The 23,901-nt window shown below is 71.3% G+C and carries 30 protein-coding genes; 6 read left to right on the top strand and 24 right to left on the bottom strand.

Annotated features, from left to right (window positions below; translation table 11 throughout):
• Positions 1-15: 15 nt before the first annotated feature.
• The 4 genes from ACLJPY_RS16585 to ACLJPY_RS16600 all read right to left on the bottom strand — a co-directional run bounded on the left by ACLJPY_RS16585 (position 16) and on the right by ACLJPY_RS16600 (position 3,958).
• Positions 16-1,404, bottom strand: coding sequence for a glycine--tRNA ligase (locus ACLJPY_RS16585; RefSeq protein ID WP_410589453.1), 1,389 nt, complete (start codon positions 1,402-1,404; stop codon positions 16-18).
• A gap of 89 nt (positions 1,405-1,493) precedes the next feature.
• Entirely contained in the window at positions 1,494-2,147 is a 654-nt protein-coding gene (locus ACLJPY_RS16590; protein ID WP_410589455.1) for a class F sortase, read from the bottom strand.
• Between the two features lie 80 nt (positions 2,148-2,227).
• Positions 2,228-2,869 (bottom strand): class F sortase, encoded by a 642-nt coding sequence (locus ACLJPY_RS16595; protein WP_410589457.1) that lies wholly within the window; start codon positions 2,867-2,869, stop codon positions 2,228-2,230.
• Complete coding sequence (locus ACLJPY_RS16600; protein WP_410589459.1) at positions 2,870-3,958, bottom strand: hypothetical protein; 1,089 nt, start codon at positions 3,956-3,958, stop codon at positions 2,870-2,872.
• Positions 3,959-4,234: 276 nt separating this feature from the next.
• On the opposite strand from ACLJPY_RS16600, the gene ACLJPY_RS16605 reads away from it, so the two are divergent.
• On the top strand, positions 4,235-4,600 hold the full coding sequence (locus ACLJPY_RS16605; protein WP_410589461.1) for an ArsR/SmtB family transcription factor: 366 nt from the start codon (positions 4,235-4,237) through the stop codon (positions 4,598-4,600).
• Positions 4,600-5,013: a Fur family transcriptional regulator gene (locus ACLJPY_RS16610; RefSeq protein ID WP_410589462.1), complete on the top strand. Its 414-nt coding sequence runs from the start codon at positions 4,600-4,602 to the stop codon at positions 5,011-5,013. The genes ACLJPY_RS16605 and ACLJPY_RS16610 overlap by 1 nt, the downstream gene beginning before the upstream one ends.
• 347 nt (positions 5,014-5,360) lie before the next feature.
• On the opposite strand, the gene ACLJPY_RS16615 is transcribed toward ACLJPY_RS16610, so the two are convergent.
• The 19 genes from ACLJPY_RS16615 to hrcA form a co-directional block, all read right to left on the bottom strand.
• Positions 5,361-6,080 (bottom strand): TIGR03943 family putative permease subunit, encoded by a 720-nt coding sequence (locus ACLJPY_RS16615; protein WP_410589464.1) that lies wholly within the window; start codon positions 6,078-6,080, stop codon positions 5,361-5,363.
• Entirely contained in the window at positions 6,077-7,081 is a 1,005-nt protein-coding gene (locus ACLJPY_RS16620; RefSeq protein WP_410589918.1) for a permease, read from the bottom strand. The genes ACLJPY_RS16615 and ACLJPY_RS16620 overlap by 4 nt, the downstream gene beginning before the upstream one ends.
• 125 nt (positions 7,082-7,206) lie before the next feature.
• The gene (locus ACLJPY_RS16625) at positions 7,207-7,632 is read right to left on the bottom strand and encodes a YbjN domain-containing protein (RefSeq protein ID WP_410589466.1); all 426 of its coding nucleotides are present in this window, start codon (positions 7,630-7,632) and stop codon (positions 7,207-7,209) included.
• A complete protein-coding gene (locus ACLJPY_RS16630; protein ID WP_325153876.1) occupies positions 7,629-8,444 on the bottom strand; it encodes an isoprenyl transferase in 816 nt (271 codons plus the stop codon). The genes ACLJPY_RS16625 and ACLJPY_RS16630 overlap by 4 nt, the downstream gene beginning before the upstream one ends.
• Before the next feature lie 41 nt (positions 8,445-8,485).
• Positions 8,486-9,295, bottom strand: a complete 810-nt coding sequence (gene recO, locus ACLJPY_RS16635; RefSeq protein WP_410589467.1) for a DNA repair protein RecO — start codon at positions 9,293-9,295, stop codon at positions 8,486-8,488.
• Positions 9,296-9,344: 49 nt separating this feature from the next.
• A complete protein-coding gene (locus ACLJPY_RS16640; protein ID WP_410589468.1) occupies positions 9,345-9,821 on the bottom strand; it encodes a CD225/dispanin family protein in 477 nt (158 codons plus the stop codon).
• Between the two features lie 67 nt (positions 9,822-9,888).
• A complete protein-coding gene (locus ACLJPY_RS16645; protein WP_410589469.1) occupies positions 9,889-10,983 on the bottom strand; it encodes an RDD family protein in 1,095 nt (364 codons plus the stop codon).
• Between the two features lie 181 nt (positions 10,984-11,164).
• Complete coding sequence (locus ACLJPY_RS16650) at positions 11,165-11,620, bottom strand: DUF2752 domain-containing protein (protein ID WP_410589470.1); 456 nt, start codon at positions 11,618-11,620, stop codon at positions 11,165-11,167.
• On the bottom strand, positions 11,620-11,961 hold the full coding sequence (locus tag ACLJPY_RS16655; protein ID WP_410589472.1) for a CD225/dispanin family protein: 342 nt from the start codon (positions 11,959-11,961) through the stop codon (positions 11,620-11,622). The genes ACLJPY_RS16650 and ACLJPY_RS16655 overlap by 1 nt, the downstream gene beginning before the upstream one ends.
• Positions 11,962-11,987: 26 nt before the next feature.
• Entirely contained in the window at positions 11,988-12,356 is a 369-nt protein-coding gene (locus tag ACLJPY_RS16660) for a CD225/dispanin family protein (protein ID WP_410589473.1), read from the bottom strand.
• A 176-nt stretch (positions 12,357-12,532) separates the two neighbouring features.
• The gene (era, locus tag ACLJPY_RS16665; RefSeq protein WP_410589475.1) at positions 12,533-13,429 is read right to left on the bottom strand and encodes a GTPase Era; all 897 of its coding nucleotides are present in this window, start codon (positions 13,427-13,429) and stop codon (positions 12,533-12,535) included.
• Positions 13,426-13,764, bottom strand: coding sequence for a cytidine deaminase (locus ACLJPY_RS16670; RefSeq protein ID WP_410589477.1), 339 nt, complete (start codon positions 13,762-13,764; stop codon positions 13,426-13,428). The genes era and ACLJPY_RS16670 overlap by 4 nt, the downstream gene beginning before the upstream one ends.
• Entirely contained in the window at positions 13,757-15,100 is a 1,344-nt protein-coding gene (locus tag ACLJPY_RS16675) for a hemolysin family protein (protein WP_410589478.1), read from the bottom strand. The genes ACLJPY_RS16670 and ACLJPY_RS16675 overlap by 8 nt, the downstream gene beginning before the upstream one ends.
• A gap of 9 nt (positions 15,101-15,109) precedes the next feature.
• Positions 15,110-15,679 carry an rRNA maturation RNase YbeY gene (gene ybeY, locus ACLJPY_RS16680; RefSeq protein WP_410589480.1) on the bottom strand — a complete coding sequence of 190 codons (570 nt, stop codon included), beginning with the start codon at positions 15,677-15,679 and terminating at the stop codon, positions 15,110-15,112.
• Positions 15,676-16,743 carry a PhoH family protein gene (locus ACLJPY_RS16685; protein WP_410589482.1) on the bottom strand — a complete coding sequence of 356 codons (1,068 nt, stop codon included), beginning with the start codon at positions 16,741-16,743 and terminating at the stop codon, positions 15,676-15,678. Before ACLJPY_RS16685 ends, ybeY begins: the two co-directional genes overlap by 4 nt.
• An 86-nt stretch (positions 16,744-16,829) precedes the next feature.
• The gene (locus ACLJPY_RS16690) at positions 16,830-17,198 is read right to left on the bottom strand and encodes a histidine triad nucleotide-binding protein (protein ID WP_410589483.1); all 369 of its coding nucleotides are present in this window, start codon (positions 17,196-17,198) and stop codon (positions 16,830-16,832) included.
• A 230-nt stretch (positions 17,199-17,428) separates the two neighbouring features.
• Complete coding sequence (locus ACLJPY_RS16695; RefSeq protein WP_410589484.1) at positions 17,429-18,181, bottom strand: 16S rRNA (uracil(1498)-N(3))-methyltransferase; 753 nt, start codon at positions 18,179-18,181, stop codon at positions 17,429-17,431.
• 2 nt (positions 18,182-18,183) lie between these two features.
• On the bottom strand, positions 18,184-19,350 hold the full coding sequence (gene dnaJ / locus ACLJPY_RS16700; RefSeq protein WP_410589486.1) for a molecular chaperone DnaJ: 1,167 nt from the start codon (positions 19,348-19,350) through the stop codon (positions 18,184-18,186).
• A 31-nt stretch (positions 19,351-19,381) separates the two neighbouring features.
• Positions 19,382-20,407, bottom strand: a complete 1,026-nt coding sequence (hrcA, locus tag ACLJPY_RS16705) for a heat-inducible transcriptional repressor HrcA (protein WP_410589487.1) — start codon at positions 20,405-20,407, stop codon at positions 19,382-19,384.
• A gap of 239 nt (positions 20,408-20,646) precedes the next feature.
• Between hrcA and ACLJPY_RS16710 the strand changes: the two genes are divergently transcribed.
• From ACLJPY_RS16710 to ACLJPY_RS16725, 4 genes are read left to right on the top strand one after another with little or no spacing between them, the layout of a single operon-like run.
• Positions 20,647-21,036 (top strand): YbaB/EbfC family nucleoid-associated protein, encoded by a 390-nt coding sequence (locus ACLJPY_RS16710; RefSeq protein WP_410589488.1) that lies wholly within the window; start codon positions 20,647-20,649, stop codon positions 21,034-21,036.
• 5 nt (positions 21,037-21,041) lie between these two features.
• A complete protein-coding gene (locus ACLJPY_RS16715; protein ID WP_410589490.1) occupies positions 21,042-21,353 on the top strand; it encodes a type VII secretion target in 312 nt (103 codons plus the stop codon).
• Entirely contained in the window at positions 21,350-22,531 is a 1,182-nt protein-coding gene (locus tag ACLJPY_RS16720; RefSeq protein WP_410589492.1) for a hypothetical protein, read from the top strand. Before ACLJPY_RS16715 ends, ACLJPY_RS16720 begins: the two co-directional genes overlap by 4 nt.
• Positions 22,528-23,022: a hypothetical protein gene (locus ACLJPY_RS16725; protein ID WP_410589493.1), complete on the top strand. Its 495-nt coding sequence runs from the start codon at positions 22,528-22,530 to the stop codon at positions 23,020-23,022. Before ACLJPY_RS16720 ends, ACLJPY_RS16725 begins: the two co-directional genes overlap by 4 nt.
• On the opposite strand, the gene ACLJPY_RS16730 is transcribed toward ACLJPY_RS16725, so the two are convergent.
• On the bottom strand, positions 23,019-23,870 hold the full coding sequence (locus ACLJPY_RS16730) for an aldo/keto reductase (RefSeq protein WP_410589495.1): 852 nt from the start codon (positions 23,868-23,870) through the stop codon (positions 23,019-23,021). The two genes, ACLJPY_RS16725 and ACLJPY_RS16730, sit on opposite strands and share 4 nt — an antisense overlap.
• Positions 23,871-23,901: the final 31 nt, after the last annotated feature.

The raw sequence follows: 23,901 nt of genomic DNA on the forward strand, positions 1-23,901 counted from the left end.
CTCGGAACCCGCGGGTCAGCAGCCGATGAGGCGGGCCGCCAGGTAGGACTCGAGCTTGTCGATCGCGATCCGCTCCTGCGACATCGTGTCGCGCTCGCGGACGGTCACCGCCTGGTCCTCGAGCGAGTCGAAGTCGACCGTGACGCAGTACGGGGTGCCGATCTCGTCCTGGCGGCGGTAGCGGCGGCCGATCGCCTGGGCGTCGTCGAAGTCGACGTTCCAGTACTTCCGGAGCGTCGCGGCGACCTCCTTGGCCTTCGGCGTCAGGTCGGCGTTGCGCGAGAGCGGCAGCACCGCGACCTTGAACGGCGACAGCCGCGGGTCGAGCTTGAGCACCACGCGGGTGTCGGTGCCGCCCTTGGCGTTCGGCACCTCTTCCTCGTGGTAGGCGTCGATCATGAAGGCCATCATCGACCGGCCGACACCTGCCGCCGGCTCGATGACGAACGGCCGGTACCGCTGGCCCGACGCCTGGTCGAAGAACGACAGGTCCTGGCCCGAGTGGTTCGAGTGCGTGGTCAGGTCGAAGTCGGTGCGGTTGGCGATGCCCTCGAGCTCGCCCCACTCCTGCCCGGCGTTGAACGCGAACCGGTACTCGATGTCGACGGTGCGCTTCGCGTAGTGCGAGAGCTTTTCCTTCGGGTGCTCGTAGTGGCGCAGGTTCTCGGCCTTGATGCCGAGGTCGGTGTACCACTTCGTGCGCTCGTCGATCCAGTACTGGTGCCAGCGCTCGTCCTCGCCCGGCTCGACGAAGAACTCCATCTCCATCTGCTCGAACTCGCGCGTCCGGAAGATGAAGTTGCCCGGCGTGATCTCGTTGCGGAAGGACTTGCCGATCTGGCCGATGCCGAACGGCGGCTTCTTCCGCGACGTCGTCTGGACGTTGGAGAAGTTGACGAAGATGCCCTGCGCGGTCTCCGGGCGGAGGTAGGCCAGGCCCTCTTCGGACTCCACCGGGCCGAGGTAGGTCTTCAGCATCATGTTGAAGTCCCGCGGCGCGGTGTACTTGCCGCGCGTGCCGCAGTTCGGGCACGGCACCTCGGACAGGTCGTCCTCGCTGGTCTCCTTGCCGGTGCGCGCCGCGAACTCCTCGGCGAGCTGGTCGGCGCGGAACCGCTTGTGGCACGACAGGCACTCGATCAGCGGGTCGGTGAACACGTTGACGTGCCCGGACGCGACCCAGACCTCGCGCGGCAGGATCACCGAGGAGTCGAGGCCGACGACGTCGTCACGGCCCTGGACCACGGTCTTCCACCACTGGCGCTTGATGTTGTCCTTGAGCTCGACCCCGAGCGGTCCGTAGTCCCACGCCGAGCGGGTACCGCCGTAGATTTCGCCGCTGGCGAAGACGAAACCCCGGCGTTTGCACAGGCTGACTACGGTTTCAATGGTGTTCGTGGGCACTCCACGCTCCGGAAAGCTTGCGGGGACGGTCATCGGACTAGAACGTCAAGGGTATCCGCCGGGGCCCACCGCTTTCCGCCCAGGTGAGCCTACGGCCGCGACACCAGCGACGCCGTCACGACGCGGTTGTCCTCGTACCCCTCGCTGCCGCCGACGTACTCGCCGCCGCAGGTGACGAGCAGCAGCTTGTGCGGGCCGTCCGGGTCGAACAGCTGCTCGGACCGGCCGGCGAGATCGGTCTTGTGCACCGTCTCCGTCTTGTCGATCCGGTACACCCACGCACCGCCCGCGGCGTCGGTCAGCTTGACCTCCTGGCCGGCCTTGACCTGCCAGAGCTCGGTGAACGGCCCCTTCCTGCCCTTCCAGTTCACGTGCCCGGACAGCAGCGCGACACCGTGGCCGGCACCCAGCTTCGCGCCCCACCAGGCGGCCTCGTCGAGGCCCTCCGGGATCTTCAGCGCGCCGGCGGCGTCGAGGTCCTCCTGGACCAGCTTCGCGGTGCCGCCGCCGGGCAGGGCCAGCTGCGCCGGGGCCCGGCCGCTGTCCTGCGCCGGGCCCGGGGAGGCCGGCTGGTTCGCGGCCGGCACGGGCGCACCGGTGCCGTTCGCGACGGCGGCTTCATCCTTTCCGGTGAACACGAGCAGGGTCGCGACCAGCGCCGCGACCACGAACGCCCCGGCGACGCCGACGATCCACCAGCGGCCGGAGCCCTTCTTCGGCTCCGCCGGGTTCCGCTCCTGCATGTGCTTGTGCTCCTTCGCTGTCGTGACGAGTGCACGGACAGACATGCCGGAGGCGGCGAAGGAGGTTGCAGCGAACTCGATCAGCCGGTGGGGCGCGTCACCAGCGAGGCCGTGACCAGGCGGTTCTCGTCGTAGCCCGCGGTGCCGCCGACGTAGTCGCCGCCGCAGGTCACCAGCACCAGCCGGTGCGGGCCGTCCTGCCCGAACCACCGGGCGGCCTGGGACGGCAGCGCCTCCTTCGGCAGCGTCACGACGTCGTCGACGCGGTAGACCCACCGGCCGCCGCGGGCGTCGACGACGCTGACCTCGTCGCCGGCCCGCATCCGCCACAGCTCGTCGAACGGCCCGCGCCGGCCCTCCCAGTTCACGTGCCCGGACAGCAGCGCCGCCCCCTGGGCCGCGCCCAGCTTGGCGCCCCACCAGGCGGCGTCGCCGAGGCCGCGCGGGATCGGCAGCACGCCGGTGCCGGTCAGTTCGGTGCGGACCAGGCGCGCGGTGGCGCCGCCGGGCAGCCGGACGGTGCCCGGCCGCTGCTGGGCGGCGGACTCGCTGTCCGCGGGGAGCACGGCCGGGGCCGCGTTCTCGCCCGGCAGCGTGCCGGGCGGCGGGGCTGCGGCCACCGGCGTCGCCGCCGGCGGCAGCCAGGTCAGCACGATGATCCCGGCCGCGAAGGCAGCCACCGCCAGTGCCGCCGAGACCGCGGCCAACGCGGTGCGCAGCACCTAGCCCGACCCGGTCTTGCGCCGCCGGCCCAGCAACAGCGCGACGGCGGCGAAGAACACCCCGCCGAAGAGCAGGCCCAGGCCGAGCGGGACGCGCGAGCCGTCACTGCCGGTGGCCGGTGCGGCCGCGCCCAGGTAACCGGCCGGGACCTGGGTCGGCACGGCGGCCTGCGTCGCGGTCGTGCCGCCCGCGGGACCGGCGGCCTTCGCGGCGAACCCCTTCGGGATCGAGCAGCTGACCCCGCCGAGCACGATGTTCGTCTTGACGTCCGGCAGCGCGGCACCCTGCGCGTCCTTGACGTGCGTGGTGATCTCGACCCGCCAGCCGGCGACGGCGGTGAAGTCGCCCGCGCGCCAGCCGTCCTGGCGGATCAGCTGGTCGAAGGCGGTGATGCGGGTCAGCGCGAGGTCGGAGACGGTGGTCGCCCGGTCGGCGTTCGCGATGTCGCCGGGCGGGCCGAGCCGCAGGTTCTTCAGCTGCAGGCCGGCGGTGCCGCCGGGCACCGGCACGATGCCGAGGCCGCCGCCGGCCTGGCGCACCCACAACCGGGCGACCGTGGTGGCCGAGGAGAGCTTCGCCGGGGAGGCGCACTCGACCGACGTCTTGGCGCCCTCCAGCACGAGCACGGTGTTGTCGGACGGCTTGGTGCCGCCCTGCCAGTTGTCCTGCAGCGCGTAGTTCGTCTCCGCGGCGGCGGTGGGCACGGTCGTGGCCTGCAGCGCGGCGAAGACGTCGTGGTCGCGGCTCGGGACACCCGGTGGGTACGGGTTCTGTGACGCGCTGTAACGGCCGAGGTCGATCCGGTAGTGGCCGCCGAAGGTGGCGCGCTCGCCGTCGTCCTTGGGGACCGAAACGCGGTCCGCGCCGAGCTTGGACTGGCCGGGCAGCAGCGGCGAACGTTGCGTTTCGGTGATCAGGGCGCCGCCGCGCTGGCCGTCCGCCCCGATGCGCACGGAAGCGATGTTCGCGAACGAAACCGGACCGGTCTTCTCGTCGACCGCCTGGGTCTGCGCGCCGGCCACACCCATGCTGACCAGCGGGAACACCGCGGCCGTCAGGACGGCTGCCTTCGTCACGAAACGCGTCATGTCTCCCCCACTGCTCTGCTCGGGCGGGTCGCCGGCGTCCGGGCCACGGCGAAAACGCTCCGCGACAACCTTGCACCGTCGGCCACGACATGCGAAGCCGCAGGGCCAATATCCCACGAACTCACCCGTTCGGGGTAATACAACCAGCCGTACCCCGCAGCTCGGCGCCGCGGCGGGGTCTCGGACGAGGGAACACTAGGATGGGCGGCACCGTTATCGGCAATGACTACGGAATTCATGGTCGCAGACGGTGCGACGAGCAGCGTGGAGGCGGGAATGGCGACGGTGACCGGCAGTGGCGCCCAGCCGGGGCTCGCGGACTGCACCCCGGCGGCCGAAGCGACGGCCGCCCGCCCCGCGCAGTCGGTGCTCACCGACGCCGGTGACCTGCTGCGCGCGCTCGCGGCGCCGGTCCGGATCGCGATCGTGCTCCAGCTGCGGGCGGCCGACCGCTGCGTGCACGAGCTGGTCGACGCCCTCGACGTCGCCCAGCCGCTGATCAGCCAGCACCTGCGGGTGCTGAAGACGGCCGGGGTGGTCCAGGGCGAGCGCCGCGGCCGCGAGGTCGTCTACCGGCTCGCCGACGACCACCTGGCGCACATCGTGGTCGACGCCGTCGCCCACGTGCAGGAAGGAAAGTGATGAGCACCGCCGCGTCGCGCAGCCAGGCCCCGGTCCCCGGGCGCCGCTCCACCCGGCAGCGGGCCGCGGTCGTCGAGCTGCTGAGCACGATCGACGACTTCCGTTCGGCCCAGGAACTGCACGACGAGCTGCGCAAGCGCGGCGACGGCATCGGCCTGACGACGGTGTACCGCACGTTGCAGTCGCTGTCGGAGGCGGGCGAGATCGACGTCCTGCGCACGGATTCGGGCGAGGCGATCTACCGCCGGTGTTCGGCGCACCACCACCATCACCTGGTGTGCCGCCTGTGCGGCCGCACGGTCGAGGTCGAGGGCCCGGCGGTGGAGCGCTGGGCGGAGAAGATCGCGGCCGAGCACGGCTTTTCGGAGATCTCGCACACCGTGGAGATCACCGGCACCTGCGGCGAGCACTAGCGCGGCGGGGTGGTCCCGCACCGGCGGCTGCGGGACCTGCTCATCGAGGTTGACCGACGGCGGCGCGGCCTGCGTACCTACACGGTCGGCCCGCGTACCCAGAGAGTCGGCCTGCGTACCTGGACGGTCGGCTTGCGTACCCAGAGGGTCGGTTCGCCTTCCGGCGCCGGTCGCGTTCATCCGACCGTGCGGGTACGCCAACCGACCGTTCGAGTACGCAAGCCGACGCTCCAGGTACGCGGGCCGACCCTGTGGGTACGGGCCGACCCTGTGGGTACGCGGGCCGACCCTGTGGGTACGCGGGCCGACCCTGTGGGTACGCGGGCCGACCGGGTGGGTGCGGAAGGTCAGTACTCGTAGGGGTCCTTCGGGGTGGGGACCGGCGTTAGTGAAACCGGCGCGAAGTCGGGGGTGTAGCTGTTGTCCTTCGTGGCTGTGCCCGGGACCACCTGGCCCGTCACCTGGATCCAAGCGTCACTCGCGAGGTGGTCGGCGCCGCCGCCGCGGAGGCGGACCGTCACCGGGAACGCGTCCGCCGCGCAGCAGCTGATCACCAAGCGGGCCAGCAACGTGCTGCCGTCGGTGTGCACCACGAACCCGGTCAGCGAAACCGTGCGCCCGTTCAGGGTGCCGGCCGCGTCCCAGCCCGCTCGGCTGACGAACTCGTTCAGCGGCAACGGAACCACGTTGCCGGGCGGCAGGGGCGGGAACGCCACCGCGTTCGCCGCCGCCGCGCTCGCCGGGGCGCGGGCCTCCGTGCGGATCACCGAGTCCGCGCCCAACGCCGGTGGTGCCACGAGGAACACCGCCAGCACCGGCACCAGCAGCAGCCACGCGGGGCGCGCCGAGTGCGCGTGGCCGTCGTGCTCGCCGGCCGCGGCCGGCCGGGCCGCGACGAGGTCGCGGACGATCGCGACCGCGCCCAGCAGCACCATCACCACGCCGCCCGCGATGATCCACGGCTGCTGCGCCGGTTTGACGTACCGCAGGTAGTCGCCGTTCACCGCGATCTTCACCAGCGCCCCGCCGAGCAGGATCAGCAGGATGTTCTGCGTTTCCCGTTTCACGCGATCACCAGGAACCCGGCCGCGAGCGCGCAGGCCACCGCGACCACGAACGTCACCGGCGCGAACCGCACCGCGAACGACCGGCCGAACGTGCCCGCCTGCAACGCGAACAGCTTGACGTCGATCGCCGGCCCGACCACGAGGAACACCAGCTTCGGCAGCAGCGGCAACGCCGTCAGCGACGCCGCGACGAACGCGTCCGCCTCGCTGCACAGCGCCAGCACCACCGCGAGCACCGCCATCACCACCACGCCGAGCACCAGCTGATCACCCAGCACGCCGAACCAGCGAGCCGGCACCAGCACGTTCAGCGCCGACGAGAGCAACGCCCCCAGCACCAGGAAACCGCCCGCCTCCACCAGATCCGTGCGCGCGGTCTCGGCGAACACCCGCCACCGCCGTCCGCCCGCGACGTCCGGGAGACGCCGCAGTGCCCGCTCGGTGATCCACTCGAGCTTGCCCCAGCGGGCCCACAGCCAGCCCATCACCATCGCCGTGGCGAGCGAACCGGCGAACCGCGCCAGCACCATCTCCGGCTTCCCCGGGAACGCGACCGCGGTCGCCACCAGCACCACCGGGTTCACCGCCGGCGCCGCGAGCAGGAACGTCAGCGCCGCGGCCGGCGCCACGCCCTGCCCCATCAGCCGCCGCGCCACCGGCACCGAGGCGCATTCACACCCCGGCAGCGCGACCCCGGCCAGCCCGGCGACGCCGACGGCCGCCCCGGCCTGCCGCGGCAGCACCTTCTCCAGCACGCGCGGGGGTACGAACGCGGCGATGGCCCCGCTGATCAGCACGCCCAGCACGAGGAACGGCAGCGCCTGCACGCAGACGGCGACGAACACGGTCGAGCCGGTGCGCAACGCGGGCACGTCGAACAGCTGCTGCAGCCTGCTCTGCGCGAGGATCGCGACCAGCAGGATCGCGCACAGCACTTCGACCGAGCTGATCCGGAACCGGCGCGTGCGCCGGCCGGGCTCGGCCTCGGTGTCGGAAACGATGTTCACGACGGCGATGATGCCAGGACCGTCCGACAGGACGGGACCCGCACGGGCCGCGAACGGAGGATGACGGTCCGTTTCGGTACGGAATTCTCCGTTCGCGGCGGAAATCCACCCCGATCGGGTCAGTCGCCGGGGACGATTCCGGGCAGATCGGTCCGCAGCTGCGAAGCCGTCGACACCACGAGCATCAGCAACGTCCCGAGCGCGGCCGCGTCGAGCCCGGCCGCCGGGAACGCGTACCGCAGCGTCACGTCGGCGCCGTTGTCCGAATGCCCGACCCCGAGCGTCCCGAACAGCCCCTGCCCCGCCCGCTCGGCGACGGCGATCGACAGCTCCGGCGCGTCCGCGAGGTCCCAGCCGACCACGCACGTCAGGGTGAGCACGGTGAGGCCTTCGCCGAGCCTGGTCGCCTGGATCACGCACGGGACGCCGCCGTGGGCGAACGTCAGCGCCCCGTCGTCGTCGACGTGGACCTCGAGGTAGCGCTCCAGGGCTTCCCGGGCCCGGGTCAGCAGCTCCGCGGTTTCGACCGCTTCGGTGGCGCTCACGAAGAAGCCGCTTGGTCGACGGCGCCGCCGAAGCGGCGATCCCGCTTCGCGAATTCCAGGCAGGCCCGCCACAGGTGGGTCCGGTCGAAGTCCGGGAACAGCGTGTCCTGGTAGACCATCTCGGCGTAGGCCGACTGCCACAGCAGGAAGTTCGACGTCCGCTGCTCCCCCGAAGGCCGCAGGAACAGGTCCACGTCCGGCATGTCCGGCTGGTACAGGTACTTCCCGATGGTCTTCTCGTTCACCTTGTCCGGGTTCAGCTTCCCGGCGGCGACGTCCTGGGCGATCCGCTGCATCGCGTCACCCAGCTCGGCGCGGCCGCCGTAGTTGACGCACATGGTCATGTTCAGCGCCGTGTTGTGCTTGGTCTTCTCCTCGGCCGCCTGCAGCTCCTTGATCACCGACGCCCAGAGCTTCGGGCGCCGACCCGCCCAGCGGATGCGCACGCCGATCGAGCCGAGGTAGTCGACCTGGCGGCGGATGGTGTCGCGGTTGAAGCCCATCAGGAAGCGCACCTCTTCGGGGCTGCGCTTCCAGTTCTCGGTCGAGAAGGCGTACACCGACAGCCACTTGACGCCCAGCTCGACGGCCCCGCTGGCGACGTCGATCATCACCGCTTCGCCGCGCTTGTGGCCCTCGATCCGCGGCAGCCCGCGCTGGTTGGCCCAGCGGCCGTTGCCGTCCATGACCAGCGCGACGTGCTTGGGCACCAGCTCACGCGGGATTTCCGGCGGCTTCGCGCCCGACGGGTGCGGATCCGGGGCCCGCAGCTCGTACCGCGACGCCTTGTTCTCGCGTCCCCTGCGCAGCACTGCGACCCTCCCTGGCTGGGTGAAACCGATCAGGCCCGACCCTACTGGCCGGGCACCACCTGCCTGTCAGGGGTTCGGCCGGCGGAGCCCCCGGCCGTGGGTGTCACCGCCTCCCGGGCGCGTCGCTCGACCAGGGGCAACGACCGCAGCTGCCGCTCGAGGTGCCACTGCAGGTGCGCCGCGACCAGGCCGCTCGCGTCCCGGCGGGTGCCGGGCAGGGTCGACTCGGCCAGCGTCCACTCGCCGTGCAGCAGAGCGGTCAGCAGGTCCAGGACCTCGGGGGCGGGGTGCACGGACCCCGGGACGCGGCAGTCCTGGCACATCGAGCCGCCGGCGGAGACGCTGAACGCGACGTGCGGGCCCGGCAGGCCGCAGCGGGCGCACTCGGTGAGCGCGGGCGCCCAGCCGGCGTACGACATCGCGCGGAGGAAGAACGCATCGAGCACCAGTGAGCAATCGCGCTGCCCGTCGGCCAGCGCCCGCAGCGCCCCGACGACCAGGAGGTACAGCTTGAGCACCGGCTCGCCCTCTTCGGCCGAGAGCCGGTCCGCGGTTTCGGCGATCGCGCTGGCCGCGGTGTAGGCCTGGTAGTCGGCGACCAGCGGCAGCTGGAACGCGTCGACCGTCTCGACCTGGGTGATGACGTCGAGCGTGCGCCCGGTGTAGAACTGCACGTCCACGTGGCCGAACGGCTCCAGCCGCGCCCCGAAGCGCGACGACGTGCGCCGCACGCCCTTCGCCACGGCACGGACCTTGCCGTGCCGCCGGGTCAGCAGGGTGACGATCCGGTCGGCCTCACCCAGCTTGTGCGTGCGCAACACCACCCCGGTGTCGCGGTAGAGGTTCACCACCCCGACATCGTCCCACTTCGGGGTGATGCCGGGGTGGACCGACCCGGGTTCAGCAGTAGCGGCCGCAGGACGCGCTGAACGCGATCAGCGGGATGATCACCGCGAACAGCGCGATGACGCAGCCGAGGCCACCCAGGATCGAGGAGACCAGGCAGAGCGTCTTGGTCGTCCGCGACGCCTGCTCCGCCATCAGGTAGTTGCCCTGCATCTTGTACGTGCCGACCTCGTTGGACTTCATGATCGCGAAGATCCCGAGGATGACGCCGCCGAGGAACAGCGAGGCGATCGCCCAGCCCTTGTAGTCCTTGATGGCGTTGAGGTCGCCACCGGGCCCGCCGCCGTAGCCGGGGCCGCCGAAACCGCCGGTGGGCGGCTGGCCGTACGGCACGGGCTGTCCGTACGGCGCCTGCTGCCCGTACGGCGCCTGCTGCCCGTAGGGCGCGGGCATGCCGCCGGACGGCGGGCCGTAGCCCGGCTGCTGCGGCTGCTGGCCGTAGGGCTGCTGCTGGCCGTAGGGATTGGTCATGACGTGGTACCCCAACTATTCGTGAACGTCCGCCGGGAGACACCGGCGGTGGCGCGGGAGGAGCGGGTCAGCGCTGCTCGTTCGGCGGCTGGCCGAACTGGCCCGGCTGGATCTTCTGGGTCGCCTCGGACTGGTCCTGGGCGTCCGGCCGCAGCATCTGCGTGCGCTCGGCCTGCTCGTCGGAACCGCTCCCGCCGCCCGGGCGCAGCATCTGGGTGCGCTCCGCCTGCTCGTCGAACGCACTGCCGCCCGGGGGCGGGGCGAGCGGCTGCTGGCCGAAGCCACCCGGCTGCGGGGGCTGCGCCGCGAAGCCGCCGGAGGACGGCGGCTGGCCGAACCCGCCCGGCTGCGGCTGGCCGAAGCCACCCGGCGCGGGCTGCTGCTCGAAGCCACCGGACGGCGGCTGGCCGAAGCCACCTGCCGCGGGCTGCTGCGGGAAGCCACCGGACGCCGGCTGCTGCGGGAAGCCGCCGGACCCGGGCTGCTGCGGGAAACCGCCGGAGGACGGCTGGCCGTACTGGCCCGGCGGCGGGAAGCCGCCGGCGAAGCCCTGCGCGCCCGGCTGGCCGGGCGCCGCGGCCGCGTCGTCGGCGTTGACCACGACGGTGCCGATGATCTTGTCCGAGAGGGTCTGGTGCTTTTCGTCCCACAGCGGCCACAGCCAGCCGAGGTAGCAGATGACGCTGTCGACGAAGTGGGCGAGATCGCGCACGAACGCCATGCCGGGGCCGATCGGCTGCCCGGTGTCCTCGCGGACGAGCTTGATCTTCGCGATCCGCTTGCCGAGCGACTGGCCGGTGTTGCCCTGCTGGATCCACCGGTTGTAGACGGACCAGCCGATCCACGCGAGCGAGGCGAGCAGGGACAGGACCGAGAAGGCACTGCTCCCGGTGATCGCGACCGGAATCAGGATCAGGTAGAGCAGGACGATCGGTCCCATGTCGACGAGCCAGCCGAGGGCGCGCTGTCCCCAGTTCGCGTAGTTGCGCGGCGGCCCGAACGGGTTGCCCTGCTGGCCGTACGGCGCGGGCTGGCCGAACGGGGCGGGCTGGCCGTAGGGCGCGGGCTGCCCGTACGGCGCCTGCCCCGGCTGCGGCTGGCCGAACGGCTGCCGGCCACCGGGCTGCTGCCCGAAAGACTGCTGCCCGTAGGGATCGGTCATCGGGTCTTCCCCTCGCTGGTCACTTCCCCGACACGCGGAAACGGATCCGCCCTCGTCGGTCCGGTCCGCGGGAGCGTACTCGGTTCGCCTTCGCCCGCGACGCCCAGGCTTCAGCTGTCCGGGTGAACCACCCGCCGGTCGGACGCGGTGCGTGGCCGGCCGGTTCCGCTCCGCCGGAAATTCAGACGTGCAGGCCCGTGAACGGGGCGAACGGCAGGTTGCGAACGACGAACCAGACGACGAACACGACGGAAAACGCCAGCGGCGTCCACCGCCAGTGGAGCCAGCTGTTCATCGCGCGGCCGCGCAGGCGCCCGAGGGTCCACGCCGCCATGCTCCACACGAACAGCAGCATGAAGACGAACGACACGGCGTTGTAGTGCAGGGCCGCCGGGATGTTCCCGTGCAGCACGCTGTAGGCCATGCGCATGCCGCCGCAGCCCGGGCAGTCGATGCCGAACATCGCCTTCGTCGGGCAGACGGGCAGGAACCCGCCCGGGGTGGTCGGGTCGCCGATCCAGACGGCCACGCAGCACACGCCGGCCCCGGCGACGACGGCCAGCGGCGGAGCGAGCGCCCGCAGCTTCTCGCGCGTCCCGCGGGCCGGGAGTCCCGTGTAGACGGTCGTCGTGGTCATCAGCGCCCCACCGAGAAGAGGCCGACACCCGCCAGCACGACGAAGAAGATGACGTAGAGCAGCAGGAGGATCCCGGTCGAGATGGCCGACCACATCGCCCACTTGCGGGCGTCGGCGGCCGCCTTCTGCGCCTCGGCGGGGAAACCCTGGAACCACAGCGTGTGCACCTGGTTGGCCTTGACGATCGCGACGATGCCCAGGGGCAGGCAGCACAGCACGGTGCTCAGGATGGCCCACACGAGGTTGTTGTCCGGCGGCGGCCCGTAGTTCGGCGGCGGGTAGCCGTAGCCGTAACCCGGCCCGCCCGGGGGCGGGTACGGCGGCGGGTACTGGTCGGTCACCGGGATCCTCCTGCTGCTCGGCTAGATCAGTATGGCGACGTCGTGGTGCCGAACGTGAACGCGCCCGTGACGAGCAGGATGATCCACAGGACGTTGAGGACGACGCCGGTCACCGCGGCGATGATGGCCCACTTCTTCGCCGAGTCGGCGGCCTCCTGCGCGGCCGCGGTCTGGCCCTGCGCCCACAGCCCGTTCACCTTGGCGGCCTGGACGATCGACACGATGCCGAACGGGAGGCAGCACAGGATCGTGGTGAGGATCGCCCACACGAGGTTGTTGCTCGGGGGCGGGCCCGGCTGGTAGCCGCCCGGCTGCCCGCCGGGGTAGTTCGGCTGGCCGCCGTACTGGTTCGGCTGGTCGCCGGGGTAGTTGGGCATGCCCTGGCTGTCGGTCATGGTCGGTCGTTCCCCTTCGTCGTGCTCCACAAACGACCACCGGATCCGCCGCCGCCCCGATCGGCCGCGGTGTGGTCGAAGCGCGACTGTAGGGGGCGAGATCATCTCGCGCCCCGCGTTTCGCCCGGTCGCGACCGAATCGAGACCAGGAATTCGGGCGGCGCTCGCCGGCGGCGTCAGAAACCGAGCCGGCGTAACTGACGGGGGTCGCGCTGCCACTCCTTGGCCACCTTGATGTGCAGGTCGAGGTAGACCTTCGAGCCGAGCAGCCGCTCGATGTTCCGGCGGGCGGCGGCGCCGACCTCGCGCAGCCGTTCGCCCTTGTGCCCCAGGATGATCCCCTTCTGGCTGGGCCGTTCCACGAAGAGGAACGCGTGCACGTCGATGAGGTCGTCGCGGCCTTCGCGGGGCAGCATCTCCTCGACGGTGACGGCGATCGAGTGCGGCAGCTCGTCGCGGACGCCTTCCAGCGCCGCCTCGCGGATCAGCTCCGCGACCAGTGTCTGCTCGGGCTCGTCGGTGAGCTCGCCGCCCGGGTACAGCTGCGGGCCCTCGGGCAGCCGCTGGACCAGCAGGTCGGCCAGCGTGCCGACCTGGAAGCCGTCCACTGCGGACACCGGCACGAGCTCGGCGAAGTCCATCACCTGCTGCAGCGCGAGCAGTTGTTCGGCCACCTGCTGGGGCTGCACGAGGTCCGTTTTGGTGACGATGCCGAGCACCGGGGTCCGCTTGGCGATCTTCTGCAGCTCGGCGGCGATGAACTTGTCGCCGGGCCCGATCTTTTCGTTCGCCGGGACGCAGAAGCCGACGACGTCCACTTCGGACCACGTCGTGTGCACGATGTCGTTGAGCCGCTCCCCGAGCAGGGTGCGCGGGCGGTGCAGGCCGGGTGTGTCGATGAGGACGAGCTGCGCGTCCTCGCGGTGGACGATCCCGCGGATGGCGTGCCGGGTGGTCTGCGGCTTGCTGGAGGTGATCGCGACCTTGGTGCCGACGAGGGCGTTGGTCAGCGTCGACTTGCCGGCGTTGGGACGTCCGACGAAGCAGGCGAAGCCGGAACGGTGTTCGCTCATCGGTCCAGCACCTTGAGGACTTCGCCGTCCGGGGCGGCGAGGAAGATCGGGGCGCGCTCGGCGAGGTCGCGTACCGCGTGCACGGACGCCTCCTTGAGCAGCCCTTCGCCGCTGACGACGGCGGCGGCTTCGATGCCTTCGGCGCCGCTGGACACCGCGGCGGCGACCGCGGCCTGCAGCGCGGTGAGCTTGAACGACGGCTGGTCGACCGTGGCGGCGGCGTACGTGCGCCCGTCGGTGTCGCGGACCGCGGCGCCTTCGGCGGCCTGGGTGCGGGCGCGCGAGGACCGGGCGAGGGTGACCAGCTTCCGGTCCTCCGCCTCGAGGTCAGGCATGTTCGACGCTCCTGTCGCGTTCGTCGGTGTGGGGCACGCGGGTGCGGCGGCGCGTCCGGTCGACGGGGTCCGTCATCGCTTCGGCGTCGGCCGGGTGCACGACCACGGATGTGATCCGCATGCGGCCGCGCCGGTCCTTGCCCCCTTCGGCGAACAGCCGAAGGCCGGCGACCTCGGCTTCGGCCCCCGGCAGCGGGACCCTACCCAGTCGTTCCGCGAGCAGCCCGCCCACGGTCTCCACGTCGTGGTCTTCGAGGTCGATGCCGAACAGTTCGCCCAGGTCGTCGATGCTCATCCGGGACGAGACGCGGACGGCGCCGTCGTCGAGTTCTTCGACCTCGGGGCGTTCGTCGCCGTCGGATTCGTCGGTGATCTCGCCGACGATCTCCTCCAGGACGTCCTCGATGGTGAGCAGGCCCGCGGTGCCGCCGTACTCGTCGACGGCGATCGCCATGTGGTTGTGCGAGCGCTGCATCTCCTTGAGCAGCTCGTCGAGCCGTTTCGAGTCGGGCACGAAGGAGGCGGGGTTCATGACGGAGTCGACGACGGTGCTCGGCCCGTCGGGGTCGAGGTAGCCGGTCATGAGGTCCTTGATGTTGACGACGCCGACGATGTCGTCGACGGACTCGTCGATCACCGGCAGCCGGGTGAAGCCGGTGCGCAGCGCGAGGGCGAGGGCCTGCCGGACGGTCTTGGTGCGCTCGATCCAGACGATCTCGGTGCGCGGCACCATCACCTCGCGGGCGACGGTGTCACCGAGCTCGAACACCGAGTGGATCATCTCGCGTTCGGAGTCCTCGACGACGCCGCGTTCCTGGGCGAGGTCGACGAGTTCGCGCAGCTCGACCTCGGAGGTGAACGGGCCTTCGCGGAAGCCCTGGCCGGGGGTGATGGCGTTACCGACGCGGATGAGCAGCCGCGACAGCGGCCCGAGGACCGAGCCGAGGACGCGGACGGGCCCGGCGACGTACCGGCCGATGCGGTAGGGGTGCTGGCGGCCGAGGGTGCGGGGGCCGACGCCGATCAGGACGTAGCTGACGACGACCATGACGACCGCGGTGACCAGCACGGCGACGCCCAGCGGCGCCAGCCGGGTGCCGACGAAGACCGTGACGAGCACGGTGGCGGTGAGTTCGCAGCCGAGCCGGAGCAGGAGCAGCAGGTTGATGTGACGACGTCGTTCGGCGACGACGGCGGCGAGCTGCCGGGCGCCGGGCAGCCCGAGCCGGGCGAGGCCTTCGGCCCGGGCCTGCGAGACGGTGCTGATCGCGGCGTCCGCCGCCGCGAACACGCCCGCCAGGAGCACGAGCGCGATCGCGAAGAAGAGCTGTTCCATGGCTGACGCCTAGGGCGTTTCCCCGGCGGGCGGCTCGGCGGGGACCGTGGGGGCGTCGAGGCCGGCGATGCCGAGGACGCGGTCGTCGGTGTTGCGCTGGGCGTCCCGCTTCTCCAGGGCCGCGACGGCGTCCTGGTACTCGCCGAGGATGCGCTTCTGGAGGGCGAACATCTCGCGCTCCTCGGCGGGTTCGGCGTGGTCGTAGCCGAGGAGGTGGAGGCAGCCGTGCACGGTGAGCAGGTGCAGCTCGTCGATCAGCGCGTGCCCGGCGGTCTTGGCCTGGTCCTTGGCGAACGCCGGGCAGAGCACGATGTCGCCGAGCAGCGCCGGTGACGCGTCGGGCGCGTCGGGGCGGCGGGAGGAGTCGAGCTCGTCCATCGGGAAGGCCATGACGTCGGTGGGGCCCGGGAGGTCCATCCAGCGTTCGTGCAGGTCTTCCATCACGTCGAGGGTGACGAGCAGGATGGACAGCTCGGCGAGCGGGCTGACCTCCATCTTGTCGAGGGCGTAGCGGGCGGCGGAGACGATGGACGTCTCGTCGACGTCGACGCCGGACTCGTTGGCGATTTCGATGCTCACCGCCGGTTGCCCTTCCAGCCGTCGTTCTGCTGGGCGTCCTGCACGGCCTGCCACTTCTCGTAGGCGTCGACGATGCTCGCGACGAGCCGGTGCCGGACGACGTCCTGGCTGGTGAGCTCGGCGAAGTGGAGGTCCTCGACGCCGGTGAGGATGTCGCGGACCACGCGCAGGCCGCTGCGCTGCCCGCTGGGCAGGTCGACCTGGGTGATGTCGCCGGTGACGACGATCTTGGAGCCGAAGCCGAGCCGGGTGAGGAACATCTTCATCTGCTCGGGCGTGGTGTTCTGGGCCTCGTCGAGGATGATGAAGGCGTCGTTCAGCGTGCGGCCGCGCATGTAGGCCAGCGGCGCGATCTCGATCGTGCCGGCCTGCATGAGCCGGGGGATCGACTCGGGCTCGACCATGTCGTGCAGCGCGTCGTAGAGGGGCCGCAGGTAGGGGTCGATCTTCTCGTTGAGGGTGCCGGGCAGGTAGCCGAGGCGCTCGCCGGCTTCGACGGCCGGGCGGGTCAGCACGATGCGGGTGACCTGCTTGGCCTGCAGCGCCTGGACGGCTTTCGCCATGGCGAGGTAGGTCTTGCCGGTGCCGGCGGGGCCGATGCCGAAGACGACGGTGTGCTTGTCGATGGCGTCGACGTACCGCTTCTGGTTGAGCGTCTTGGGCCGGATCGTCTTGCCGCGGCGGGAGACGATGTTGAGGCTGAGGACCTCGGCCGGCGAGGCGTCACCGGTGGAGAGCATGCCGACGGTGCGCCGGACGGTGTCGGGCCCGACCTGCTGCCCGCCGGTGGCGAGCTGCACGAGTTCGGCGAAGACGCGTTCGGCGAAGGCGACGTCGGCGGGCGCGCCGGTCAGCGTGACCTCGTTGCCGCGCACGTGCACGTCGGCAGCGAGGAGCTCCTCGGCGACGCGCAGGTTCTCGTCGCGGGAGCCGAGCAGGCTGAGCGCGGCGGCGTCGGGAATGGGGAACCGGGACTGCGCAGCCTGGGCGGAGGCATCCTCGGTCTTGGCGACGTCCCCGGGGACGTCGGGTCGGGCGGCACCACCCGGTACGGTTCCGGCCACGTGGCCTCAGGCCTGCTTTCTCGGTGAGGGAGAACGGACCCCACCGATGCTACTGGCACCCCCCGACAAGACGCAGGCCGGTTTCCCTAGTCCTCCTCCGGAGCCCCGAACAACCCCAGCGGCTCCCCGCCCAGAACGTGGGCGTGCACGTGGAAGACGGTCTGCCCGGCATCCGAGTCGGTGTTGAAGACAACGCGGTACCCGCTCTCGAGGATCCCCTCGAGCTCGGCAACCTTACGAGCAGTAGCAATGACATCACTCAGAAGCTGCGGATCGGCAGCAGCGAGCTCCCCCACGTTCCGGTACCGCTTCCGAGGCACAACAAGCACGTGAACCCGAGCCTGCGGCTGAATGTCCCGGAAGGCAAAGGTGGTCTCATCCTGATAGACGACATCAGCAGGGATCTCCCCACCGATGATCCGTTCGAAGAGGGTGTCGGCCTCGGTTTCGCTCATGCGAGCACCTTATCGACAGGAGAACCCGGGATGCCGCGGCGGCGGTGAAGCCTGGGGGTCGCCTCACCGCGGCCGCGGCGGCCGCCGGACCGAGGGGGGAGGTGCCCGGCGGAGTCTTTCTTCCCAGTGCGCACCGAGCCGATGGTCGGTGCGTTAGTAAATGAGAGTAACCGGTCGGAGCGTGATCGCGCCATAACTGGGCGCAAAATGTGCCCGGGTTTTTTGGTGATCTACTGCCAGCGGGTGCTCAAGGCGCCGAGGGCTCCCAGTGCGACGGCGGCGGCGGTGGAGGTCCGCAGGACGGTGGTGCCGAGGCGGACGGCTCGGGCGCCCGCGTCGCGCAACTCCTGGAGTTCCTCGTCCGTGATCCCGCCCTCGGGTCCCACGATCAGCAACACGTCTCCCGCGTCGGGCAGGGGGAGGTCGGTGAGCCGGTCGGGGACGTCGGATTCGAGCACGATGGCCAGCGACATCGTCGGAACCAGCCCGGCCAGCTCCCCCGTGGTCACCGGCTCGGTGACGTCCGGCACGTGCGCGCGCCGAGCCTGTTTCGCCGCTGCCCGGGCCGTGGCCCGCCACCGGGCGAGGGCCTTCTCTCCGCGGCCGCCGTCTTCCCACTTGGCGACGCTGCGGGCCGCTCGCCACGGCACGATCGCGTCGACGCCGGCTTCGGTGGCGAGTTCGACGGCGAGTTCGCCGCGGTCGCCCTTGGCCAGCGCCTGCGCGAGGAGGACCCGCAGCGCGGGCGGCTCCTCGGTCCAGTACGACTCGACCGTCAGCGTGAGCGAAGCGTCCCGCCCGGCCTGCACGGAGTCGACGACGCAGCGGGCCATCGCGCCGGCGCCGTCGGAGAGGACCAGCCGTTCCCCGGCTCGCAGGCGGCGGACGGTGGCCGCGTGCCGGGCTTCCTCGCCGTCGAGGACCGCGTGGCCCGAAGCCGGGACCGAGGCGGCGAGGAAGACCGGCAGGGTGGTGTCGGGCACGGTCAGCGGTGGTTCTTGGCGCGCAGCTTCGAGAACAGCCCGCCGTGCTTGGTGCCGTTGGACGCCAGGGTCGGGACCTCTTCGCCGCGCTGCTGGGCGAGCTCGACGAGGAGTTCGCGCTGGGCTTCGTCGAGCTTGGTCGGGACGACGACGTCGATGTGGACGTGCAGGTCGCCGCGGCCGTCGACGCGGCCGGAGGACCGCAGCCGCGGCATGCCCTTGCCGGTCAGGACGAGCTCGGCGTTGGGCTGGGTGCCCGGTTCGACGTCGAGTTCGTAGTCGCCGTCGACGAGGGTCGAGATCGGCACCGTGGCGCCGAGCGCGGCCGTGGTCATCGGGATCCGGAAGTTGCAGTGCAGGTCGTGGCCCTGCCGGACGAAGACCTCGTGCGGGGTTTCGTCGATTTCGACGTACAGGTCGCCGGCCGGGCCGCCGCCGGGGCCGACCTCGCCCTGGCCGGACAGCCGGATGCGCATGCCGTCGCCGACGCCCGGCGGGATCTTCGCGGTGACGTTGCGGCGGGCGCGGATGCGGCCGTCGCCGCCGCACTGGCGGCAGGGGTCGGGGATGACCTCGCCGAAGCCGCGGCAGACCGGGCAGGGGCGGGCGGTGACGACCTGGCCGAGGAAGGACCGCTGGACGGACTGGACCTCGCCGGCGCCGCCGCAGGTGTCGCAGGTCTTGACCGAGGTGCCCTCGGCCGTGCCGGCGCCGCGGCAGAGGTCGCAGACGATGGCCGTGTCGACGGCGATCTCCTTGTCGACCCCGGTGGCGCACTCCTCGAGGGTGAGCCCGAGCCGGATCAGCGCGTCGGAGCCCGGCTGGACGCGGCTGCGCGGGCCGCGCCCGCGCCCGCCGCCACCGCCGGCCGCGCCGAAGAAGGCGTCCATGATGTCGCCGAGGCCGCCGAAGCCGGCGAACGGGTCGCCGCCACCGCCGCCGCGCGCGCCGCCGTCCATCGGGTCGCCGCCGAGGTCGACGATCTTGCGCTTCTGCGGGTCGGACAGCACCTCGTAGGCCGTCGTGACCTCGCCGAACTTGTGCTGCGCGTCTTCCGACGGGTTGACGTCGGGGTGCAGCTCCCGGGCCAGCTTCCGGTACGCGCGCTTGATCTCCTGATCGCTCGCGTTCTTGGCCACCCCGAGGATGCCGTAGTAGTCCCTCGCCACCGTCTCTGCTTCTCCTTCTGCTCTGCCCGGCTCAGCGGCCGGCCAGGATCTGCCCCACGTAGTTGGCGACCGCGCGCACCGCGGCGATCGTGCCCGGATAGTCCATCCGGGTCGGGCCGACGACTCCCATGCCACCGAGCACGACGTCGTCGCGGCCGTAGCCGATCGAGACGACCGAGGTGCTGCGCATCTGCTCGTCTTCATTTTCCTCACCGATGCGCACGGTGATCGCACCGGGGTTGCGCGCGGCGGCCAGGAGCTTGAGGACGACGACCTGTTCCTCGAGCGCCTCGAGCACCTGGCGCAGCGAACCGGGGAAGTCGGCGACGTTGCGCGTGAGGTTCGCGGTACCGCCGAGCACCAGGCGTTCTTCGGGGTGTTCGGCCAGCGACTCGACCAGCACGGTGGTGATGCGGATGAGCGCGTCCCGCAGTTCGCCCGGCGACTTGTCGGGCAGCTCGGCGACGCGCGCCGCGGCGTCGTTGAGCCGCCGTCCGGCCATGGCCGCGTTGAGCACGGTGCGCAGCCGGGCCACGTCGTCCTCGGTGAGGACGTCGCCGATGTCGACCGTGCGCTGGTCGACGCGCCCGTTGTCGGTGATCAGCACCAGCATCAGCCGCGCCGGGGTGAGCGGCACCACTTCGAGGTGCCGGACCTTGGCGTTGGTCAGCATCGGGTACTGGACGACGGCGACCTGCCGGGTCAGCTGCGCGAGCAGGCGGACCGAGCGCTTGAGGACGTCGTCGAGGTCCGTGCCGCTGTCGAGGAAGGTCGTGATGGCCCGGCGCTCGGCCGTGCTCAGCGGCTTGATCTCGGAGAGCCGGTCGACGAAGAGGCGGTAGCCCTTGTCGGTCGGGACCCGGCCGGCACTGGTGTGCGGCTGGGTGATGTAGCCCTCTTCTTCCAGCGTCGCCATGTCGTTGCGCACGGTGGCGCTCGACACACCCAGGTTGTGCCGCTCGACGATCGCCTTGGAGCCGACCGGTTCCTGGTTGGACACGTAGTCGGCCACGATCGCGCGCAGCACTTCGAAGCGGCGCTCCTCCGCGTTGGCCACCGGTTCCTCACCTACCTCGCTCGCTGCTGGGTCCGAGTTTACGGAAGCCTGAGCCGGTCGCGCTCAACGCGGGCGATCCGCGCGGGGTAAAGCGCCGTTAAACCGGAACCCAGGCATTCTTTTCTTTTGATTTTCCGGCTTGAACCGGGAACCGAAAACCGGTTTGCTCCCTCTCAGCCAGGCCCGTTTCCCCGACTCCCGAGGTCGCCGTGAACAATTTTGACCCGGCTTCGGCCGGTATGCCCGAAATCGCCCGGCGCGCGGCCGAAGCGAAGGCGCGGCTCGAGCGCGTCTCGGCGACCGCCACGAGTGCCGACGGGGCCGTCACGGTCACCGTCAACACCGCCGGTGCGCTGCAGGAACTCGCCTTCGGCCCGCGCGCGGACGAGCTGCCGCGGACCCGGCTGGCCCAGGCCGTCCTGGCCACCGCCCGCCGGGCTCAGCTCGACGCGGCGCAGCAGCTCACCGGCATCATGGCGCCGGTGATCGGCGAGCGCAGCGAGGCCATGGAATTCCTCCGGGAACAGATTCCGGTGCCCGAAGTCCCCGAAGAACGCACCGGAGAACAGCGCCGGAAACCGCCGTCCGACGACGACTTCGGCGGCCCGATCCTGCGCCGGGAGCTCTGATCGCGATGAGGGTCGACTTCGACGTCCTCGGCGGGCACGAGGACGAGGTCCGCGAGATCGCCGCCAAGGTCCAGCAGGCGCTCGACGCCGCCGGCACCGCCCAAGCCCTCGACTTCGATGCGTTCGGGCTGGTCGGGCAGGTCTTCGCGCTGCCCATCCAGGCGTGGCTGACCACGGCCGACGGCTTCCTCGCCGCGGCGGTCGAGGCCGGCCACGAGGTCGCCGACCGGGTCAAGACCGCGCACACGACGTTCAGCGAGCACGAGCACCGGACGAAGTGCCTGCTCGAAGGCATCGGCAAGGAGCTGCCCGCATGACGGAGAACTCGCTGGTCGCGACGGCGGAGGCGCCGGGCGGCTTCTGGAGCGGCATGGGTGACGGCTCGAAGGGCGAGCTGGCCAACGTCGGCGCCCAGACCGGCGGCGCGGGCATCTTCAACGACGCCGCCGCGACGCTCACCGACGCTCGCAACGGCGACTGGGGCAACCTCGCCATGGACGTCGGCACCGACGCCCTCGACCTGCTCGGCGCGGCGATGGATCCGCTCGGGACCCTGGCCAGTGCCGGTGTCGGCTGGCTGATCGAGCACATCAGCTTCCTCAAGGACGGTCTCGACAAGCTCGCCGGCAAACCCGAGTCGATCACGGCCAAGGCCGTGACCTGGACGAACATCGCGAAGCAGCTCACCGAAACGGCCGAGGCGTACGAGCAGAAGGCGAAGGGGGTCAGCGAGTCGTTCAGCGACTGCGGGTCCGCGGAGGCCTACCAGCGCACGGCCGAGAGCTACGTCGGCGTCCTGCGCGGCGCCGCGTCCCACGCCGAAGGCGCGTCGACGGCGATGAACATCGGTGCGGCGCTGGTCGGCACCGAGCGCGGGCTGATCCGCGACATGATCTCGTCGTTCGTCGGTGAGCTGATCGTCAAGGCGCTGGCCGCGCTGGCGGCGTCCTGGTGCACCTTCGGCGGCACGATCGCGGCGTTCATCGCCGACACGGTGATCGAGGGCGGGGTGCTGGCGGAGAAGATCAGCACGCGGATCGCGAAGATCGTCGAGAAGCTGGAGGGCCTGGCGAAGGGCGCGGGCAAGTCGAAGGCGGCCCTGGAGGGGGCGGCGAACGCGCTGAAGAAGGCGGGCAAGGCGGCCGACCGAATCGTGGACCGCAGCGTCGAGACGGCGGCGGGCATCGAGCGCAGAGCCGGGGAGCTCAAGGAGGCGGGCAAGGAGGCGAAGTCCGCCGAAGAGACGGCGAAGGACTGGAGCGACGCCGCCAAGGAGCGCGTTCCGGGTCGCGAGAAGCTGGAAGGGCCGGGCCGGTACTCCGAGGAGGGCCGCAGCGTCCTGAACCAGCACAAGCTCCTCGACCCGGACGAGAAGGTGCACTGGAACACCGCCGACACCATCGGCGTGGCGACCGAAGGCCGCCGCCAGGAGAACGAACAGTACGACCGCTACCGGGAGGCCCAGGAGGCCTACGAAAAGGAGCACCCCGAGTGAACGACCGGCCCGAGGTGGAGCTGGCCAACCGCACCGGCCGGCTCCACCCCGCGCAGCGCGGCGCGCTGCTCGATCTGAACTTCTGGGCGGCGGCGGCGCTCGTCGTCGCCGGTCTGGTGGTGGCGGTGAGCCTCGCCCTGGTGGCGGAGAACGCGGGCGAGGTGCTGGGCACCGTGGTCCCGCTCTTGGCGATCACCGGCTGGTTCGCGTTCGTCTGCTGGCGACGGCTGGCCGACGCCTTCGGCGGCCGCCTGACCGCGGTCACCGGCTGGACGCACGACTTCGACAGCGCCCGCCTCACCGACGAGTACCCGATCGGCCTGCACCGCAGCCCGGAGGGGTTCAAGAGCCTGGAGTCGTTCAGCCTCCGCGCCGGCGGCCGGACCTACCCGCTGGAGCGCAGGCTCCGCGAGCGGATCCGGCCGGACCGGGTCAACACCGTCCTGATCGCGCCGCGGTCCAAGCGGCTGATCAACGTCCTCCCGGCTTAGACGGCCTGGCTGAGGGCCTCGAACTCGGCGTCGGTCAGCTCGATGTCCGCGGCGGCGACGTTGTCCTCGAGGTGCGCGACCGACGACGTACCCGGGATCGGCAGCACGACCGGCGACCGCTTGAGCAGCCACGCGAGCGCGAGCTGCGACGGCGAGGCGTCGTGCTCCTTCGCGAGCGCGGTCAGCGGGCTGTCGGCACCCGCGAGGGCGCCGGTGGCCAGCGGGAACCACGGGATGAACGCGATGCCGTGCTCGGTGGCGTGCTCCAGCAGCGGTTCGGCGTCCCGGTTGGCCAGGTTGAACAGGTTCTGCACGGAGACGATCTCCGCGGTCTTCTGCGCCTCGACGAGGTCGCCGACTTCGACCTCGGACAGGCCGATGTGCCGGATCTTGCCCTCGTCCTGCAGTTTCTTCAGCTCACCGACCTGCTCGGCCAGCGGGACCTTCGGGTCGATCCGGTGCAGCTGCAGCAGGTCGATCCGGTCGACGCCGAGGTGGCGCAGGCTCAGCTCGACCTGCTGACGCAGGTACTCGGGCCGCCCGACCGGCACCCACTGGCCCGGCCCCGTGCGCGTGAACCCGGCCTTGGTCGCGATGACCAGGTCGTCGGCGTAGGGGTGCAGGGCCTTCTTGATCAGCAGGTCGGCGACGAACGGGCCGTAGGCGTCGGCGGTGTCGATCAGGTTCACGCCCAGCTCGACGGCCCGCCGCAGCACGCGCACGGCCTCGTCGGGGTCCTTCGGATCGCCCCACACGCCCGGCCCGGTGAGCTGCATGGCGCCGTACCCGAGACGGGTGACCAGGAGGTCGCCGCCGATGGTGAAGGTGCCGGAGTTCTTCGCGCTCATGGTTCGTCCCATCGTCGTCCGGGGTGTTCGG

The sequence above is a fragment of the Amycolatopsis sp. lyj-23 genome (assembly GCF_046549135.1).
Taxonomy (GTDB): Bacteria; Actinomycetota; Actinomycetes; order Mycobacteriales; family Pseudonocardiaceae; genus Amycolatopsis.

Bases quoted from the DNA above. Each gene is read 5' to 3' on its own strand.
- era (WP_410589475.1), bottom strand. From the start codon at position 13,429: ATGAGCGAACACCGTTCCGGCTTCGCCTGCTTCGTCGGACGTCCCAAC.
- ACLJPY_RS16645 (WP_410589469.1), bottom strand. From the start codon at position 10,983: ATGACCGATCCCTACGGGCAGCAGTCTTTCGGGCAGCAGCCCGGTGGC.
- ACLJPY_RS16600 (WP_410589459.1), bottom strand. From the start codon at position 3,958: ATGACGCGTTTCGTGACGAAGGCAGCCGTCCTGACGGCCGCGGTGTTC.
- ACLJPY_RS16650 (WP_410589470.1), bottom strand. From the start codon at position 11,620: ATGACCACGACGACCGTCTACACGGGACTCCCGGCCCGCGGGACGCGC.
- ACLJPY_RS16660 (WP_410589473.1), bottom strand. From the start codon at position 12,356: ATGACCGACAGCCAGGGCATGCCCAACTACCCCGGCGACCAGCCGAAC.
- ACLJPY_RS16720 (WP_410589492.1), top strand. From the start codon at position 21,350: ATGACGGAGAACTCGCTGGTCGCGACGGCGGAGGCGCCGGGCGGCTTC.
- ACLJPY_RS16690 (WP_410589483.1), bottom strand. From the start codon at position 17,198: ATGAGCGAAACCGAGGCCGACACCCTCTTCGAACGGATCATCGGTGGG.
- ACLJPY_RS16605 (WP_410589461.1), top strand. From the start codon at position 4,235: ATGGCGACGGTGACCGGCAGTGGCGCCCAGCCGGGGCTCGCGGACTGC.
- ACLJPY_RS16590 (WP_410589455.1), bottom strand. From the start codon at position 2,147: ATGCAGGAGCGGAACCCGGCGGAGCCGAAGAAGGGCTCCGGCCGCTGG.
- ACLJPY_RS16675 (WP_410589478.1), bottom strand. From the start codon at position 15,100: ATGGAACAGCTCTTCTTCGCGATCGCGCTCGTGCTCCTGGCGGGCGTG.
- ACLJPY_RS16710 (WP_410589488.1), top strand. From the start codon at position 20,647: ATGCCCGAAATCGCCCGGCGCGCGGCCGAAGCGAAGGCGCGGCTCGAG.
- ACLJPY_RS16640 (WP_410589468.1), bottom strand. From the start codon at position 9,821: ATGACCAATCCCTACGGCCAGCAGCAGCCCTACGGCCAGCAGCCGCAG.
- ACLJPY_RS16670 (WP_410589477.1), bottom strand. From the start codon at position 13,764: ATGCCTGACCTCGAGGCGGAGGACCGGAAGCTGGTCACCCTCGCCCGG.
- ACLJPY_RS16715 (WP_410589490.1), top strand. From the start codon at position 21,042: ATGAGGGTCGACTTCGACGTCCTCGGCGGGCACGAGGACGAGGTCCGC.
- ACLJPY_RS16610 (WP_410589462.1), top strand. From the start codon at position 4,600: ATGAGCACCGCCGCGTCGCGCAGCCAGGCCCCGGTCCCCGGGCGCCGC.
- ACLJPY_RS16730 (WP_410589495.1), bottom strand. From the start codon at position 23,870: ATGAGCGCGAAGAACTCCGGCACCTTCACCATCGGCGGCGACCTCCTG.